The sequence below is a fragment of the Oxalicibacterium sp. genome (assembly GCF_057353965.1).
In genome coordinates this window covers 461,170-478,061 of record NZ_JBMQZD010000004.1, presented here as the reverse complement: position 1 = coordinate 478,061, position 16,892 = coordinate 461,170, and the positions used below count along the sequence as shown (strand labels likewise).

13 protein-coding genes are annotated in these 16,892 nt (G+C 61.7%); 4 read left to right on the top strand and 9 right to left on the bottom strand.

The window, feature by feature from the left end; genetic code table 11:
- The first annotated feature begins 6 nt into the window (after nt 1–6).
- The 4 genes from ACO1VH_RS08670 (at nt 7) to nadB (ending at nt 7,562) form a co-directional block, all read left to right on the top strand.
- Nucleotides 7–1,668 carry an MFS transporter gene (locus ACO1VH_RS08670; protein WP_486244099.1) on the top strand — a complete coding sequence of 554 codons (1,662 nt, stop codon included), beginning with the start codon at nt 7–9 and terminating at the stop codon, nt 1,666–1,668.
- 254 nt (nt 1,669–1,922) lie between these two features.
- Nucleotides 1,923–3,149 (top strand): formate-dependent phosphoribosylglycinamide formyltransferase, encoded by a 1,227-nt coding sequence (purT, locus tag ACO1VH_RS08665; protein WP_486244098.1) that lies wholly within the window; start codon nt 1,923–1,925, stop codon nt 3,147–3,149.
- On the top strand, nt 3,146–5,797 hold the full coding sequence (locus ACO1VH_RS08660; RefSeq protein WP_486244097.1) for a putative bifunctional diguanylate cyclase/phosphodiesterase: 2,652 nt from the start codon (nt 3,146–3,148) through the stop codon (nt 5,795–5,797). The genes purT and ACO1VH_RS08660 overlap by 4 nt, the downstream gene beginning before the upstream one ends.
- A 160-nt stretch (nt 5,798–5,957) precedes the next feature.
- Nucleotides 5,958–7,562: an L-aspartate oxidase gene (nadB, locus tag ACO1VH_RS08655; RefSeq protein WP_486244096.1), complete on the top strand. Its 1,605-nt coding sequence runs from the start codon at nt 5,958–5,960 to the stop codon at nt 7,560–7,562.
- A 79-nt stretch (nt 7,563–7,641) separates the two neighbouring features.
- On the opposite strand, the gene nadC is transcribed toward nadB, so the two are convergent.
- The 9 genes from nadC to ACO1VH_RS08610 form a co-directional block, all read right to left on the bottom strand.
- The gene (nadC, locus tag ACO1VH_RS08650) at nt 7,642–8,514 is read right to left on the bottom strand and encodes a carboxylating nicotinate-nucleotide diphosphorylase (RefSeq protein ID WP_486244095.1); all 873 of its coding nucleotides are present in this window, start codon (nt 8,512–8,514) and stop codon (nt 7,642–7,644) included.
- Entirely contained in the window at nt 8,511–9,650 is a 1,140-nt protein-coding gene (nadA, locus tag ACO1VH_RS08645) for a quinolinate synthase NadA (protein WP_486244094.1), read from the bottom strand. The genes nadC and nadA overlap by 4 nt, the downstream gene beginning before the upstream one ends.
- 160 nt (nt 9,651–9,810) lie before the next feature.
- Nucleotides 9,811–11,412: an ABC-F family ATPase gene (locus tag ACO1VH_RS08640; RefSeq protein WP_486244093.1), complete on the bottom strand. Its 1,602-nt coding sequence runs from the start codon at nt 11,410–11,412 to the stop codon at nt 9,811–9,813.
- Nucleotides 11,413–11,510: 98 nt separating this feature from the next.
- Complete coding sequence (ldcA, locus tag ACO1VH_RS08635; RefSeq protein ID WP_486244092.1) at nt 11,511–12,467, bottom strand: muramoyltetrapeptide carboxypeptidase; 957 nt, start codon at nt 12,465–12,467, stop codon at nt 11,511–11,513.
- Nucleotides 12,464–13,396: an alpha/beta fold hydrolase gene (locus ACO1VH_RS08630; protein WP_486244091.1), complete on the bottom strand. Its 933-nt coding sequence runs from the start codon at nt 13,394–13,396 to the stop codon at nt 12,464–12,466. The genes ldcA and ACO1VH_RS08630 overlap by 4 nt, the downstream gene beginning before the upstream one ends.
- A 138-nt stretch (nt 13,397–13,534) precedes the next feature.
- Nucleotides 13,535–14,047 (bottom strand): tRNA adenosine(34) deaminase TadA, encoded by a 513-nt coding sequence (tadA, locus tag ACO1VH_RS08625; protein ID WP_486244090.1) that lies wholly within the window; start codon nt 14,045–14,047, stop codon nt 13,535–13,537.
- A 7-nt stretch (nt 14,048–14,054) separates the two neighbouring features.
- Nucleotides 14,055–14,504 carry a 6-carboxytetrahydropterin synthase QueD gene (queD, locus tag ACO1VH_RS08620; protein ID WP_486244089.1) on the bottom strand — a complete coding sequence of 150 codons (450 nt, stop codon included), beginning with the start codon at nt 14,502–14,504 and terminating at the stop codon, nt 14,055–14,057.
- Nucleotides 14,505–14,508: 4 nt separating this feature from the next.
- Nucleotides 14,509–15,144, bottom strand: a complete 636-nt coding sequence (queE, locus tag ACO1VH_RS08615) for a 7-carboxy-7-deazaguanine synthase (RefSeq protein WP_486244088.1) — start codon at nt 15,142–15,144, stop codon at nt 14,509–14,511.
- An 82-nt stretch (nt 15,145–15,226) separates the two neighbouring features.
- Entirely contained in the window at nt 15,227–16,852 is a 1,626-nt protein-coding gene (locus ACO1VH_RS08610) for a Na+/H+ antiporter (protein ID WP_486244087.1), read from the bottom strand.
- Nucleotides 16,853–16,892: the final 40 nt, after the last annotated feature.

Below are 16,892 nucleotides of genomic sequence, written 5' to 3'. Positions count from 1 at the left end.
ACGATCATGGCGACAGCATCCACACCTGCACGCGGGATCACGGCGGAGGAGCGGAAGGTCATTTTCGCTTCATCGCTGGGTACCGTTTTCGAATGGTATGACTTTTACCTGTACGGCGCGCTGGCGGGCATCATCGCCAAGCAGTTCTTTGCCGGCACCGATCCCAACACGGCTTTCATCTTCGCACTGCTGGCTTTCGCGGCGGGTTTCATCGTGCGTCCGTTCGGCGCCATCGTGTTCGGCCGGCTGGGCGACATGATCGGCCGCAAATACACCTTCCTCGTCACCATCGTGATCATGGGCTCGTCGACCTTCATCGTCGGCCTGCTGCCCAATTACAATTCGATCGGCATTGCTGCGCCAATCATCCTGATCGCACTGCGCATCCTGCAAGGCCTGGCGCTGGGCGGCGAATACGGCGGTGCCGCAACCTACGTCGCCGAACATGCACCGCAAGGCAAGCGCGGCGCCTTTACGTCGTGGATTCAGACCACGGCCACGATGGGCCTGTTCATGTCGCTGCTGGTGATTCTGGGAACGCGCAATGCCGTCGGCGAAGAAGCCTTCGCCGACTGGGGCTGGCGCATTCCGTTCCTGCTGTCGGTCTTCCTGCTCGCCATCTCGGTGTGGATTCGCATGTCGATGTCCGAATCGCCGGCATTCATGAAGATGAAAGCAGAAGGCAAGACGTCGAAAGCGCCGCTGAGCGAATCCTTCGCCCGCTGGAAGAATCTGAAGATCGTCATCCTCGCGCTGATCGGCCTGACCGCCGGCCAGGCCGTCGTCTGGTATGCCGGCCAGTTCTACTCGCTGTTCTTCCTGACACAGACGCTGAAGGTCGACCTGTCGACCGCCAATCTGCTGATCGCCGCCGCGCTGCTGCTGGCCACGCCGTTCTTCGTGATCTTCGGCACGCTGTCCGACCGCATCGGCCGCAAGCCGATCATCATGGCCGGCTGCCTGATCGCGGCGCTGACCTACTTCCCGATCTTCAGCGCGCTGACGCACTATGCGAACCCGGCGCTGGAAAAGGCACTGAAGGAATCGCCGGTCGTCGTGACGGCCGATCCGAAAACCTGCCAGTTCCAGTTCAACCCGACCGGCACGAAGAAATTCACGTCGTCCTGCGACATCGCGAAAGCCAAGCTGGCTGCCGCTTCCGTCGCCTATACGAACGTCGATGCCGCACCGGGTACGGTCGCCACCATCAAGATCGGCGACACGCTGCTGACCTCGTATGATGCCGCCGGCCTGTCGAAAGAGGATGCCGCCGCCAAGGACAAGGCTTTCGCGAAGGAACTGGGCGACGCCATCAAGGCGCACGGCTATCCGACCAAGGCCGATCCCGATCAGATCAACTACGGCATGACGCTGCTGCTGCTGTTCATCCTCGTGATCTACGTGACGATGGTGTACGGCCCGATCGCCGCGATGCTGGTCGAGATGTTCCCGACGCGTATCCGTTACACGTCGATGTCGCTGCCGTATCACATCGGTAACGGCTGGTTCGGCGGCCTGCTGCCGACCACATCCTTTGCGCTGGTTGCCTACAAGGGCGACATCTACTACGGCCTGTGGTACCCGATCGTCATCGCACTGATCACCTTCGTGATCGGCATGCTGTTCATACGGGAAACCAAGGACAACGACATCTACGCCAACGACTGATCCCATTCCCGTCCTTCGGGAATGCTCCGCTGCCGCACGATGCTGTGCGGCAGTTTTTTTTGCGCTTTATTTTGAGCTTGACGATCGTGTGCTCCGTACATCTGTTCGCATCCTTCTATACTTCTGCGCACTTTTCGCGCATCTCTTGATTAACGCGATTTCCATATGGAAAGAACTGCGATGGCGCTGTCCAAACTGCGCAGGATTTGCTATTGTCTGGATGCTAACGCCTCAACGGCTCACGTCGACATCTCATGAATCAAAGCAACAACCTCCTCCGCCGCATCGGCACCCCTCTTTCTTCTTCCGCAACAAAAGTCATGCTGCTCGGTTCCGGCGAACTCGGCAAGGAAGTCATCATCGCGCTGCAGCGGCTCGGCGTCGAAGTCATTGCCGTCGATCGCTATCCGGATGCGCCCGGCCACCAGGTCGCGCATCGCGCACACGTGATCGACATGACCGACGGCGCACAACTCGCCGCGCTGATCGACAAGGAAAAACCTGATCTGATCGTGCCGGAAATCGAAGCCATCGCCACCGCCACGCTGGTGGAGCTGGAAAAGGCCGGCCGCGTGCAAGTCGTGCCAACCGCGCGTGCCACCTGGCTGACGATGGATCGTGAAGGCATCCGCCGGCTCGCCGCGGAAGAACTCGGCGTACCGACCTCGCCTTACCGCTTCGCCGACAATCTCGAAGAGCTGCAGCTGGGCTGCACCGAAGTCGGTTTTCCCTGCATGGTCAAACCGGTCATGTCGTCGTCCGGCAAGGGACAGACGCGCGTCAATGCACTGGAAGAAGTCGAAACCGCCTGGGAGAATGCAGCAGCCGGCGGCCGCGTCAATGCAGGCCGCGTGATCGCCGAAGGCTTCATCGATTTCGATTACGAAATCACGCTGCTGACGGTGCGCGCAGTCGGCGCAGACGGCAAGGTGGAAACGCAATTCTGCGAACCGATCGGTCATCTGCAGCAAAGCGGCGACTATGTCGAATCATGGCAGCCGCAGGCGATGCCGCCCGCTGCATTGCAGAAGGCGCAGGACATCGCGCGCCGCGTGACGGACAATCTCGGCGGCCTCGGCCTGTTTGGCGTCGAACTGTTCGTCAAGGGCGATCAGGTCTGGTTCTCCGAAGTCAGCCCGCGTCCGCACGATACCGGCATGGTCACGATGGCCAGTCAATATCAGAGCGAATTCGAGCTGCACGCAAAAGCCATCCTCGGCTTGCCCGTCAACGCTGCGCTACGCACGCCGGCCGCCTCGGCCGTGATCTATGGCCGGCACGATGCCAAAGGTATCGCCTTCGAAGGCGTGGCCGATGCCTTGCGCATCGAAGGTAGCGATATCCGCCTGTTCGGCAAGCCCGAATCCTTCGTCAAACGCCGCATGGGTGTCGCGCTGGCCGCTGCGCCCGATGTGGACACAGCACGCAGCCGGGCACGCCAGGCCGCCGCGCTGGTCAAGCCGGTCACTGCAGATCGATGAATGCGCCGCTGCTGCATACGCCCCGCGCGCCGATCGTCCTCACCGGCAACGATATCTTTCGTACCGCGTCGCTACTGCTGTATGTCACGCTGCTGTTCCACATTCTGCTGCTGCTCTATTCCAGCCACCTGACGCTGTCGCGCCCCGCGCTGTTCGCGATCGCCCTGCTGCCGCCGCTGCTGCTCACCGCCTTTGTGCGCCACTTCCGTCCGCGCAACACCTTCCTGCATTGCGAGAGTTTCCTGCTGGTCGAAATGTCGGCCGCCACTTTCGTCATCGTCGTGCTGGCGCTACTGGATCGCAGCGCGGCATTGCCGATGCCATGGCTGATCGCGGTCGCCGGCATCTTTCCGCTGGTGCTGAGCAACCGCATCGCCATCGGCGCCATCCTGATCCTGGCTTTCCTGGGCTATCGACTGAACGCCTATCTGGGCGCCGCCGTCGGCGAATGGCTGCCGAATTTCTTTGCCACCGTCTGCATCGGCTGGCTGGCATTGCTGTTGTCGCGCACGCTGAACCTGAATCGCGTCGCGCTGAATCAGGCCCGCACCAACGAACGTCGCTTCAATGCGATCGCGCGCCTGACGCGGCACGTCTTCATGATCACCGATGCGAACTACCGTGTGCAGTTCGCCAATCCTGCAATGCAGGAAGTCGTCGGCTATACGCCGGAGGAAATCATCGCCGGCAGCGTCCGGCCGGAACTGCATCCGGACGATGAGAAAGAGCACAAGGAAAAGCTGCGCTATTTGCGCGACACGCCGCATGCGACGATCTTTTCGCGCCATCGTGTGCGCCATCGCGACGGCCACTGGATCTGGCTGGAAACCTGCGGCTTCAACATGCTGCACGATACGGCGATCAACGGCCTCGTCTTCAGCATCGAGGACATCACGCTGCGCAAGGACGTCGAGCTGAAGCTGCAGGAAGAAACCGCGCTGCTGCGTTCCGTGCTCGATCTGAACCCGGCGATGATCTATGCCAAGGATACCGAAGGTCGCTTCACGATCAGCAACCTGAGCTTCCAGAAACGCTTCGGCTTTTCCAGTGAAGAGGAAATGCGCGGCAAGACCACCCACGATCTGTGCCTGAAAATGGCGAACGACGAGGACAAGCGCAGCGCCGAAGAAATCGCCGACGAAGTGCGGCAGCAGGACGTGCAGATCATGCAAAGCGGCAAGCCGATGCAGGACATGGAAATGCAGGGCTTCTGGCGCAACGATCTGGACCGCTGGTTCCAGACCAGCAAGTATCCGCTGCCCGACGCGAAGGGCCGCATCATCGGCGTGCTCGGCGTCACGCGCGACATCACCGAACACAAACAGTACGAATCGCGCATCGCCTATCAGGCCTTGCACGACATGCTGACGGGGCTGCCGAATCGCCGTCATCTGACCAACACGCTGCAGGCCGCGATGGCCACCAGCCGGCAGAATCAATCCAGCCTGACGATGCTGTTTCTCGATCTGGACTTCTTCAAGAGCGTCAACGACACGCATGGCCACGATTTCGGCGACAAGTGCCTGGTCGAAGTCAGCCGGCGTCTGGTCGCCACGCTGCCACAGAAGGATTTCGTCGCCCGCTTCGGCGGCAACGAATTCGCGATCCTGACCAATGCCTCGCTGGCCGAAGCCGCGGTCAAGGCCAACGCCGTCATGCGCGCCGTCTCCGAGCGCGTCGTCATCGACGACGTCGCCGTCAAGATCCAGACCAGCATCGGTATTGCACAATTGAACGCCGATCATCATGCGCCCGCCGATCTGGTGCGCGATGCCGATGCCGCGATGTACCAGGCCAAGGAACGCGGCCGCAACCGCATCGAAATCTACGATGCCGCATTGCAGAGCAAATCGACCAAGCATGCGCGCATGGACGTCGCATTGCGTTTCGCGCTGGAACGCAACGAGCTGTCGGTCGCCTGGCAGCCGAAAGTATCGCTGAAGGACGGCAAGGTAAAAGGCTTCGAGCTGCTGCTGCGCTGGAACAATCCGGAATACGGCCTGATCTCGCCGAACGAGTTCATTCCGATCGCCGAAGCGTCCGGCATGGTGGTGCCGATCGGCATGTGGGCGATGGAAGAAGGCTGCCGTCAGCTGGCCGCGTGGCAAGCGAAATATCCGAAGATGGGCAGCATGAGCGTGGCCGTCAACGTCTCGATGCGGCAGCTGCTGCAGACGTCGTTCTTCACGCAGGTGCGCGACATCCTGGAGAGCAGCGGCGTCGCGCCGCAAACGGTGGAGCTGGAACTGACCGAGACTTCGGCCATGGCCAATCCGCTGCAGACGATGGAAACATTGTCGATGCTGAAGAAGCTGGGCGTCCGCCTCGCGCTCGACGATTTCGGCACCGGCTATTCGTCGCTGGCCTATCTGCAGAAACTGCCGATCGACATCCTGAAGATCGACAAGGCCTTCGTGCACGGCATCGACACCAACCAGAGCGACGTCGAAATCATCCGCCTGATGATCGCGCTGGCGCAGACGCTGAAGCTGCAGACGGTTGCCGAAGGCCTGGAAACGCTGGCGCACATCGACGAACTGGCGAAGATGGGCTGCGATCTGGGCCAGGGCTACATCTTCTCGCCGCCGCTTTCCACCGCCGAGGCCGAAACATTGATTGGCCATCCGCATACCTTCGCGCTGGCCTGATTTTCTGCACAGGTCGCGCAGGCATACGCAGGCGCGCAATTTCACATTTCCCCTGGCTCTTTTCCCCTCCAATGGCGTGGTTTTTCGCCGTTCGCCGCCAAATCGAATATAGTCATGGGTTCGCTTTTCCCGTTTTGACCGATTCATCTCTATCCAGATTATGAAATTTGACGTCGCCATCGTCGGCAGCGGCCTGGCCGGCCTGTCCGTCGCCCTTCACCTCGCGGAGACCCGCAAGGTCGCTGTCATCTCCAAACGCACGCTGCTCGACGGCGCCAGCAGTTGGGCGCAAGGCGGCATCGCCGCCGTGCTCGACTCCAACGACAGCGTCGACGAACACGTCGCCGATACGCTGGTCGCCGGCGGCGGGTTGTGCGACGAAGCAGCCACCCGCTTCATCGTCGAACACGGCCGCGAAGCCATCGAATGGCTGATCGCACAAGGCGTGCCGTTCACACCGGACCCGACGGCGGAACTGGGCTTTCACCTGACACGCGAAGGCGGTCACGGCCAGCGCCGCATCATCCACGCCGCCGACGCCACCGGCCACGCGGTGCAGGTGACACTAGAACAGAAGGTACGCGCCCATCCGAACATCACGCTGATGGAGCATCACTACGCGATCGACGTCATCACGTCCGAAACGCTGGAACGCAAGAAGAACGGCCCGCGCTGCCTCGGCCTCTACGTGCAGGACGTCAAGACCGGCAAGGTGCTGACGATTTCCGCCGAACACACGGTGCTCGCCACTGGCGGCGCCGGCAAGGTCTATCTGTACACGACGAACCCGGATACCGCGACCGGCGACGGCATCGCAATGGCATGGCGTGCAGGTTGTCGCATCGCCAACATGGAATTCATCCAGTTCCATCCGACCTGCCTGTACCACCCGTATGCAAAATCCTTCCTGATCACCGAAGCCGTACGCGGCGAAGGCGGCGAATTGCGTTTGCCGATGAGCGCTGGCAAGGATGGCGGAAAGCGCTTCATGCCGGGTTACGACGAGCGCGCCGAACTGGCGCCGCGCGACATCGTCGCCCGCGCGATCGACGCCGAGATGAAGAAACGCGGCCTCGATTTCGTGCATCTCGACATCAGCCACAAGTCGTCGGCCTTCCTGAAGGAACACTTCCCGACCATCATGGAGCGCTGTGCACAGTTCGGCATCGACATCACGAAGGAACCGATTCCGGTCGTGCCGGCCGCGCACTACACCTGCGGCGGCATTATCACCGATCTGTCCGGCCGCACCGACCTCCCCGGCCTGTATGCGGTCGGCGAAGCGACCTGCACCGGCCTGCACGGCGCCAATCGTCTCGCCAGCAATTCGTTGCTCGAATGCCTGGTGCTGGGCCGCTCTGCAGCCAAATACATCGAAGCGCAGCCGAAACAGAAAGGCATCGCGCTGCCGGCCTGGGACGAAAGCCGCGTCACCGATGCCGACGAAGAAGTCATCATCGCCAACAACTGGGAAGAACTGCGCCGCTTCATGTGGAACTATGTCGGCATCGTGCGCACGACCAAGCGTCTGGAACGCGCGCAGCACCGCATTCGTCTGCTGAAGGAGGAAATCGACGAGTACTACGCGAACTTCCGCATCACACCGGATCTGCTGGAACTGCGCAATCTGGTCGAAGTCGCCTCGCTGATCGTCAACAGCGCGCTGACGCGCCGCGAGAGCCGCGGCCTGCACTTCAGCCGCGACTATCCGGACACCTTGCCGAAAGCGCTGCCGAGCGTGTTGACACCGGACCGCAAGAAATGATCCGGCAGCCATCCCGTTCGAATACGCCATAAAAAAAGCCGCGATTTCCGCGGCTTTTTTCCATAGAGGCTGACGTGCCCTATCGCGATGCGACGATCCGCAGCGAATAATCCGTTGCCCGCACATCCTTCGTCAGGCTGCCGACCGAGATACGGTCGACGCCCGTCTCGGCAATCGCGCGCACCGTTTCACGGTTGACACCGCCGGAACCTTCCAGCAGCGCGCGGCCGGCAGTCAGCTTCACCGCCTCGCGCATCGATTCCAGCGAAAAATTGTCGAGCAGGATCGATTGCGCACCGGCATCCAGCGCTTCCTGCAGTTGCGCCAGATTCTCGACTTCGATTTGGATGGAAACGCCCGCATCCAGCGCCAGCGCATTCAGCATCGCCGCTCGCACGCCGCCGGCAGCGGCGATGTGGTTTTCCTTGATCAGAATGCCGTCATACAGCGCAATGCGCTGGTTGCGCCCGCCGCCGACACGCACCGCGTACTTTTGCGCGAGGCGCAGGCCCGGTAATGTCTTGCGTGTATCGAGCACGGCCGCCTTGGTGCCGGCCACCAGATCGGCATAGCTGCGCGTTTCGGTCGCCACGCCGGACAGCAGCTGCATGAAATTCAGCGCCGTACGCTCGGCCGTCAGCAAGGCACGTGCCGGCGCTTCGATTGCGCAGACTTCGCTGTCGGCTCGCATGCGGTCGCCTTCCCCGTAGCGCCATTCGATTCGGATGCGCGCATCCAGCTGTTTCATTACGGCTTCGAACCACGGCGCGCCACACAGCACGGCATCTTCGCGCACGATCACGCGCGCCTGCACCCATTCATCTTCCGGCACCAGCTTGCCGGTCACGTCGCCGGTGCCGACATCTTCTTCCAGCGCGGCACGGATGTTCGCCTCGAACGCATCAGTCAATGCTGCGTCGAACGGCGCAAACGGATTCTTCAATGTGCTCATGCGGGGCCGATGCCGGAAAACAGTTGCTGTTCCTTCGCCAGATCGCCGGACGGACGCACATTGGCTTTCTGTGCAGCAGCGAAATCGAGCATGCGATCGATGCAGACTGTTGCCTTGCGGCCGATTTCCGGATCGACGTGGATTTCGTTGCGGCCGGTTTCCAGCACGTCCAGCAGGTTCTGCAGGCCGTTCATCGCCATCCACGGGCAATGCGCGCAGCTCTTGCAGGTAGCGCTGTTGCCGGCGGTCGGCGCATCGATGAAGATCTTGCCCGGTGCAGCGGCGCGCATCTTGTGCAAAATGCCGTTGTCGGTGGCGACGATGAATTCGGTTGCGTCCAGCGTCTGCGCCGCATGGATCAGTTGCGAGGTCGAACCCACCGCATCGGCCTGCTCGACGACGTTCGCCGGCGATTCCGGATGCACCAGCACTTTCGCGTTCGGATGTTCGCGCTTCAGCAGTTCCAGTTCGATGCCCTTGAACTCGTCGTGGACAAGGCAGGAGCCCTGCCACAGCAGCATGTCGGCGCCGGTCTGCTTCTGGATGTAGCTGCCCAGATGCTTGTCCGGCGCCCACAGGATTTTCTTGCCCTGCGCGTGCAGGTGCTCGACGATCTTCAGGCCGATCGACGACGTCACCATCCAGTCGGCGCGCGCCTTCACGGCGGCGCTGGTGTTGGCATAGACGACGACCACGCGGTCCGGATGCGCATCGCAGAATGCGGTGAACTCGTCGACCGGGCAGCCGAGATCGAGCGAACAGGTCGCGTCCAGATCCGGCATCAGGATGGTTTTTTCCGGGCTCAGGATTTTCGCCGTCTCGCCCATGAACTTGACACCGGCAACGATCAGCGTCTTGGCCGGATGATCGCGACCGAAGCGCGCCATTTCCAGCGAATCGGAGACGCAGCCGCCGGTTTCCTCAGCCAGGTCCTGCAGATCGGCATCGACGTAATAGTGCGCGACCAGCACGGCCTCTTTCTCTTTCAGCAACTGCCTGATGCGCGCCTTCAGTGCGACTTTTTCTTCCGGTGACGGCGCGGCCGGCGTGCGCGCCCACGCATGGGCGACGCAGCTGGTGCCGCTTTCCATCATCGGGCGTTCGAATTCAACGGTCTTGATTGGCTCGGTATGCATGGCTGATCAAATGGATGCGATGGCAAGGCCGCGGGAATGCGGCAATCGGAGAACGGATTGTAGCGCCATTCGAATATGGCGGCCGCAGCGGACGATACAAGAGAAAACGGAAGAAAAACGGCATGCCGGGCAAAACGCCGGCATGCCGCAATGGATGCAATTATTCGATGCCCTGGCTGGTCAGGTATTCCTCGTAGGTGCCCTGGAAATCGACGATCTCGCCATCCTTGACTTCCAGCACGCGCGTTGCCAGCGAGGAAACGAATTCGCGATCGTGCGAAACGAAGATCAGCGTGCCGGCATATTTTTCCAGCGCGATGTTCAGCGATTCGATGGATTCCATGTCCATGTGGTTGGTCGGCTCGTCCAGCAGCAGCACGTTATGGCGGCCCAGCATCAGCTTGCCGTACATCATGCGGCCCTTCTCGCCGCCGGACAGCACCTTGACCGATTTCTTCACGTCGTCGCCGCCGAACAGCAGGCGACCGAGAATCGAACGCACGGCCTGATCGTCGTCGCCCTCTTTGGTCCACTGGCCCATCCAGTCGGTCAGGTTCTTGTCGCTGGCGAATTCCTCGGTCGGATCCTGCGGCATGTAGCCGACGTTGGCATTTTCCGCCCACTTGACGTTGCCGCTGTCAGCAGCGAGACCGGCGATGTCCGGACCGCCAATGCAGCGCAGGAGCGTCGTTTTACCGGCGCCGTTGGCACCGATGATGGCGATACGTTCGCCGGCTTCGACCATGATGCTGAAGCGATCGAAAATCTTGCGGTCATAGGTTTTGGAGATGGCCTCGGCCTCTACAGCCAGGCGATGCAGTTTCTTCTCGCCTTCGAAACGTACGAACGGGTTCTGGCGGCTGGATGGCTTGACATCTTCCACCTTGATTTTGTCGATCTGCTTGGCACGCGAAGTTGCCTGACGCGCCTTGGATTTGTTGGCCGAGAAGCGGCGCACGAAATCCTGCAGTTCCGCGACCTTTTCCTTGGCCTTGGCGTTATTCGCCAGTTGCTGCGCACGCGCCTGCGACGATGCCAGCATGTAGTCGTCGTAATTGCCCGGATACACCTTCAGCGTGCCGTAATCCATGTCGGCCATGTGCGTGCAAACCTGATTCAGGAAGTGACGATCATGGGAAATGATGATCATGGTCGAGTTGCGCTGATTGAGCACGTCCTCGAGCCAGCGGATCGTGTTGATGTCGAGGTTGTTGGTCGGTTCGTCCAGCAGCAGGATGTCCGGATTCGAGAACAGCGCCTGCGCCAGCAGCACGCGCAGCTTCCAGCCCGGCGCGACAGCGCTCATCGGCCCCTGGTGCTGGTCCAGCGACACGCCTACGCCCAGCAGCAGTTCGCCGGCGCGCGCTTCGGCGGTATAGCCATCGAATTCTGCAAATTTTGCTTCGAGATCGGCGGCACGCATGTAATCGTCGTCGGTGGCGTCCGGGTTCGCATAAATCGCATCGCGCTCGCTCATTGCCTGCCACATTTCGACATGCCCCATCATCACGACGTCCAGCACGCGCATTTCTTCGTAGGCGAACTGGTCCTGGCGCAATTTACCCAGGCGCTCGCCCGGGTCCAGCATCACGTTGCCCGCGCTCGGCTCCAGATCGCCGCCGAGAATCTTCATGAAGGTCGATTTGCCGCAGCCGTTGGCGCCGATCAGGCCGTAACGGTTACCTTCGCCGAACTTGACGGAAATGTTTTCGAACAACGGCTTGGGGCCGAACTGCATTGTGATGTTTGCGGTGGAAAGCACTGAGAAAACCTTTGTGGAACGGTGTGGAACAAGCCCGCCATTCTATCATCGCGGGGTGGCAAAGACGGGACTTGCCGGAATGGAAGACGGCGCAGCGTTCAGGTCAGATGCGGATAAGCGGACATTTGCAGCGTGAACCGGCCGTTTTCCGATTGTAGATGCGCCTGCGCACCGACGGCCAGCGTGGCCTTGTCCCGTCCGTGACCGAACGGCAAACCTGTCAATAACGGCGCCTGCAGGCGCGACCGCAGGTAATCGACCATTGGCACGAAATCGTAGCCGTTGTCGTAGTCGCTCAGTCGGTAGCCGGAAAAATCGCCGAACAGGATTGCACGCTGCTTCTGCAGCACGCCGACATGCAGCAATTGCAACATCATCCGTTCGATGCGATATGGGTGCTCGTTGACATCCTCGACGAACAGGATGCCGCCGTCGATCTGCGGCAGCCAGGGCGAGCCGGCCAGATGCGTCAGCATCGCCAGATTGCCGCCCCACAGCGTGCCATGCACGTCGCAATCCGGATTGCCAGCGTCCTCCCCGGAAACCGTATGCGCCGGCTGCGTCAGGCATTGCCAGAAATCGGCCAGCGTGAAGGCGCTCGGCTCGTCGCGCACGAAGTCGTCGCACAGCATCGGCCCCGCAAAGCTGAGGCCGCCCTGCTGCAACATGCACATCTGCAGGACCGTGAAGTCGCTATGGCCGACGAACAGCTTGCCGCTGGCCGCCAGTTGCGCGAAATCCAGCGACGGCAGCAGGCGCGACAGGCCGTAACCGCCGCGCAGCGCGAGCACGATATCGATGTCGGCGTCGTTGGCAGCCGCATACAACTGCGCGATGCGTTCGTCGTCGGTCGCGCCGAAGCGCTGGAATTTCCTGTCGGGATCGGTAAAGTCGCGCACGCTGCAGCCCTGTGCACGCAACGCGGCGATGCCGCGTTCGACCAGCTCCGGACGTGGCGCATAGCCGCTGGGCGCGACGATGGCGATACGCGGTGTGCGTCGGCCGCCGTCGGTTGCCAGCATGCGCAGGCGCGCGTCCAGTCCGGATTCGGTCATGCCTGCGCGGCCTGCAATTCGGCAGATGCCTGATCGGCCGATGACGCGGCGCGGCAATGCTCGCCTATCCATTGCGTGATCTGCGGCATCAATACATCCGGCAGATCGTGCCCCATGCCGTCGACTTCCTTCATCACCGCGCCCGGCACCAGCCGCGCCGTATCACGGCCGCATTCGACCGGCACCAGAGGATCGTCCTTGCCATGAATCACCAGCGTCGGCACATGCACCTGCTTCAACAGTTCGACGCGGTCGCCGGAAGCGGCGATCGCCAGCAACTGGCGCGTGGTGCCGATCGGCTCCAGACTGCGCTCGACGCCGATGCGAATGCGCTGGTACAGCGTGTCATCCGTCGGCATGAATTCGCGGCTGCCGATCGTGCGCACCGTCTGCACGAAATGCCAGGTGACGGCATCGACGCCCTTTTCGATCGGCGGCCGGCGGAACAACACCTTACGCGCATCCTTCGTCGGCTCCGGCAATCCGCGCCGGCCGGTGGTAGACATGATGGACGTCAGGCTCAGCGTGCGCTCCGGATATCGCGCGGCGACGATCTGGCCGATCATGCCGCCCATCGACACCCCGACCACGTGTGCCTTTTCGATGCCCAGTGCATCGAGCACGCCAACAGCGTCAGCCGCCATGTCGTCCAGCGTGTAGCCGGCCTTCAACGGCAGACGCAGCATCAGCTTCAGCACGGCCATCAGCACATTCGGCTCACCCAGATGCGAAAGCTTGGTGGACAGGCCACTATCGCGGTTGTCGATGCGGATCAGGCGGAAACCCTGCTTCACCAGCGCATCGCAGAAGGATTCGGGCCAGGACACGAGCTGCATGCCCAGTCCCATGATCAGCAGGATCGGTTCACCGTCGGGATTGCCCAACGTGTCGTATTCGATATCGATGTCGTTGAGGTGTGCGGTCGGCAAGGCGCGTGCTTTCGAGGAATGAAGAATGGATACGGAAGAACGCGGCCGCGTCGGGCCGCGCATGCATGCTGCGATCATACCGTCGGACAAACGATCGTGCCAACACCGCGCAGAGCGGCTTCAGATTCGAGCTCGGATTCAGGCAGGCAGATCGGGTTCGCCCGCGCGCAAGGTCTGCGCGGCGCGGCGGCGCTCCGCGAAAAATTCCCTGAGCAGCGCACCGCATTCATCGGCCAGCACGCCACCGACCAGTTGCGTGTGATGGTTCAAGCGCTCCTGCGCGAACAGATCGACGATGGAGCCGCAGGCGCCAGTCTTCGGATCGATCGCGCCGTAGACGACGCGCGCGAGCCGCGCATGCATCATCGCGCCGGCGCACATCGCGCACGGCTCCAGCGTGACGAACAGTTCACAGCCGGGTAGCCGGTAATTGCCGAGAATGGTCGCCGCGGCACGCAATGCCATGATCTCGGCATGCGCGGTTGGGTCGTGATTGCCGATCGGCTGGTTGAAGCCGGTGGCGATCACCTCACCGTCGCGTACGATGATCGCACCGACCGGCACTTCGCCCAAGGCCCAGGCGTTACGTGCCTGGTCCAGCGCCTGGCGCATCCAGATCGCGTCGTGCGCGCCCTGCCCCATCGGCATCATTTGTGTATCATCCTTCCGCCGTGATCTCGGCCCAGCAGTTCGGTGTTTCGTGCAGCACCAGCTTGTGCAGGCGCAGGCCGGTGCCGTAGCGGTCGGTGTAGACGGTATTGAGGATATCGAACGCGGTCTGCGCCAGATTCTCCACCGTCGGGATGCGGTTGATAATGACAGTCTTGTGCCCTGGGATGCTTTCGAGGAAGGCGCGTACCTTGTCGTCTTTTTTGTAAACCAGGAAGGCGTGATCCCAGACGTCGATCAGGTGCTGCTTCGCCAACGATTTGACATCGGAGAAGTCCATGATCATGCCGTTGTCCGAGCTGCCTTCCTCATCGATGACATTGCCGATCAGTGTGATTTCCAGCACGTAGCGATGGCCGTGCAGGTTGCGGCACTGGCTCTTGTGGTCGGGAATGCGGTGGCCGGCATCGAATTCGAGCTTGCGGGTAATGGTCAGCATGGGATTACGGTATCTGTAAAAGTTTGTGGGTCTGCAGGCTGAGTTTCCATTTCGGATTGCGCTTGCAGACGTCGATCGCGAGCTGCGTGTTTGCTTCCTTTTGCGGGCCGTCCATCGGCTGCACGAAGAAATGGTCGAATTGCAGGCCTTCGTAGTCGGCCAGCGACTGGTTTTCCTGCGGAATCACGACCTTGAGTTCGCTGCCCTTGCTCACCACCAGCGGCGCACCGATCTTGGGGCTCACGCAAACCCAGTCCACGCCGTCGGGCACCGGCAGCGAACCGTTGGTCTCGATCGCGATCTCGAAGCCGACCGCGTGCATCGCGACGATCAGTTCGGCGTCCAGCTGCAGCAGCGGCTCGCCGCCGGTGAAGACGACATACTTGCTCGCTGCATACGAAGCCGGCCACAGCGCATCGATGGTCTGCGCCAGCGCGGCGGGATCGGCAAACTTGCCGCCGCCCTCGCCATCGGTGCCGACGAAATCGGTATCGCAGAAACGGCAGACCGCCGTTGTGCGGTCGCTTTCGCGCCCCGTCCACAGATTGCAGCCGGCAAAACGGCAGAACACCGCCGGACGCCCGGCCTGGGCGCCTTCGCCTTGCAATGTGTAGAAGATTTCCTTGACGCTATACGTCACGGTGAGGACCTCATTCGGCGGAAACGGAACCCGCCATTATAGATCAGCGACGCTCTGCCGGCATGGCACGCCGCGTTTGCCTTCAATGTTCCGAATCTCGCGACAAGGCGCCCTCGATCAGGTCCAGTTCGCGCAGCAAGCGCCGGTGCAAGGCATCGTCGAGCTTGCTGTGCAGCCACAGTTGGAACAATTCCTCGCGCTCGGCATGGATCGCTTCCAGCCGCAAATTGCGTTCCGCTTCGGCCACCGTGCGTGCGCGTACCGCTTCGTCGCCTTCGCTGGTGCCGTAATCCAGCCGTCGCCGGTAAAGTTCCGTCACGCGCGCAAGCGCTTCGGAATTGGTTTCGCCGCCGCGTTTCTCGCCGAGATGGCGCAGCGCCGCTTCCGCTGCCGCCGCTCGCGCCCAGCCCTCTTCCTTGCCGATCGCCGGCTCCGGCACGAACTTCAGATTACGCGTCAACAATGGCAATGCGATGCTGGCGCTCAGCAGTGATAGCAGAATCACGCCCTTGGCAAGGAAGATCAGCAGATCGCGTTTCGGAAACAGGCTGCCGTCCGGCATCAGCAGCGGCAATGTCAGGATGCCGGCCAGCGTCACCGCGCCGCGCACACCGGCGAACGCCGTCATCAGCAGCAGGCGCAATGACGGCTTGGTCGTTTCGGCCTGATCGCCGCGCTTGCGGAATAGCGTGAATTTCAGCGAGCTCCAGACCCACAGGAAACGCAGCACGGCCAGCACAGCCGTGATCGCCACGACATACAGCAGCAGCCACGCCGGATGGTTCATGCCCAGTTCCGCTGCCACCGCGGGCAGACCTTCGATGGTCGTACGCAGTTGCGCGCCAAGGATGACGAAGATCACACCGTTCAACGCCATCTGGATCGTGTCCCAGACGGCGATACGCTGCATACGCGTCGAAGCGAGCCGGCGGCCGAACATGTCGGCGTAATGCGTGGTAATGCCAGCCGCTGCCGCCGCGAGAATCCCGGACACGTGCAGGTGATCCGCCGCCAGATAAGCGGCAAACGGCACCAGCAGGCTGATCAGGATTTGGCCGCTCGGGTCCTCGCCCGCCACCGTGACCAGCCAGCGGTTCAGGATGCCGACCAGCCATGCCACCGCGACGCCGATCAGCAGGCCGCCGCCGGCCGCCATCAGAAAGGTCAGCGAAGCGTCGAACAGCGAGAACGTTCCCGTCACCACGGCCGCAACGGCAAAGCGGAAGCACACCAGACCGGACGCATCGTTGAGCAGCGATTCGCCCTCGAGGATGTGCATCAGCCGCGACGGAATCGGGCTTTGCGAGGCGATTGCCGAAACCGCCACCGGATCCGTCGGCGACAGGATGGCGGCCAGCGCCAGTGCCGCCGCCAGCGGCACCGACGGGATCATCCAGTGGATGAAATAGCCGACGCCGACCACCGTGAACAGCACCAGCCCGATCGCCAGCGTCATGATCGGCCGCACGTCGCGGAAGAAGGCGCTTTTCGGAATACGCCAGCCGTCGAGAAACAGCAATGGCGGAATGAAGAACAGGAAGAAGAATTCCGGATCCAGCGGCACACGCAGGCCGAATCCGTACGAAAGACAGGCGCCGACGGCAATCTGTACCAGCGGCAAAGGCACCTTCAACGGCAGCATGCGTGCGATGAATCCGGCAGCGACAACGGCCAGCAGCAGAACAAGCGAAATGGTGACTGAATGCATCGGCAGGATGTGCAGGTTGTCAGTCTTCGATTATGGACTA

Bases quoted from the DNA above. Each gene is read 5' to 3' on its own strand.
- ACO1VH_RS08670 (WP_486244099.1), top strand. From the start codon at position 7: ATGGCGACAGCATCCACACCTGCACGCGGGATCACGGCGGAGGAGCGG.
- purT (WP_486244098.1), top strand. From the start codon at position 1,923: ATGAATCAAAGCAACAACCTCCTCCGCCGCATCGGCACCCCTCTTTCT.
- ACO1VH_RS08660 (WP_486244097.1), top strand. From the start codon at position 3,146: ATGAATGCGCCGCTGCTGCATACGCCCCGCGCGCCGATCGTCCTCACC.
- nadB (WP_486244096.1), top strand. From the start codon at position 5,958: ATGAAATTTGACGTCGCCATCGTCGGCAGCGGCCTGGCCGGCCTGTCC.
- nadC (WP_486244095.1), bottom strand. From the start codon at position 8,514: ATGAGCACATTGAAGAATCCGTTTGCGCCGTTCGACGCAGCATTGACT.
- nadA (WP_486244094.1), bottom strand. From the start codon at position 9,650: ATGCATACCGAGCCAATCAAGACCGTTGAATTCGAACGCCCGATGATG.
- ldcA (WP_486244092.1), bottom strand. From the start codon at position 12,467: ATGACCGAATCCGGACTGGACGCGCGCCTGCGCATGCTGGCAACCGAC.
- tadA (WP_486244090.1), bottom strand. From the start codon at position 14,047: ATGATGCCGATGGGGCAGGGCGCGCACGACGCGATCTGGATGCGCCAG.
- queD (WP_486244089.1), bottom strand. From the start codon at position 14,504: ATGCTGACCATTACCCGCAAGCTCGAATTCGATGCCGGCCACCGCATT.
- ACO1VH_RS08610 (WP_486244087.1), bottom strand. From the start codon at position 16,852: ATGCATTCAGTCACCATTTCGCTTGTTCTGCTGCTGGCCGTTGTCGCT.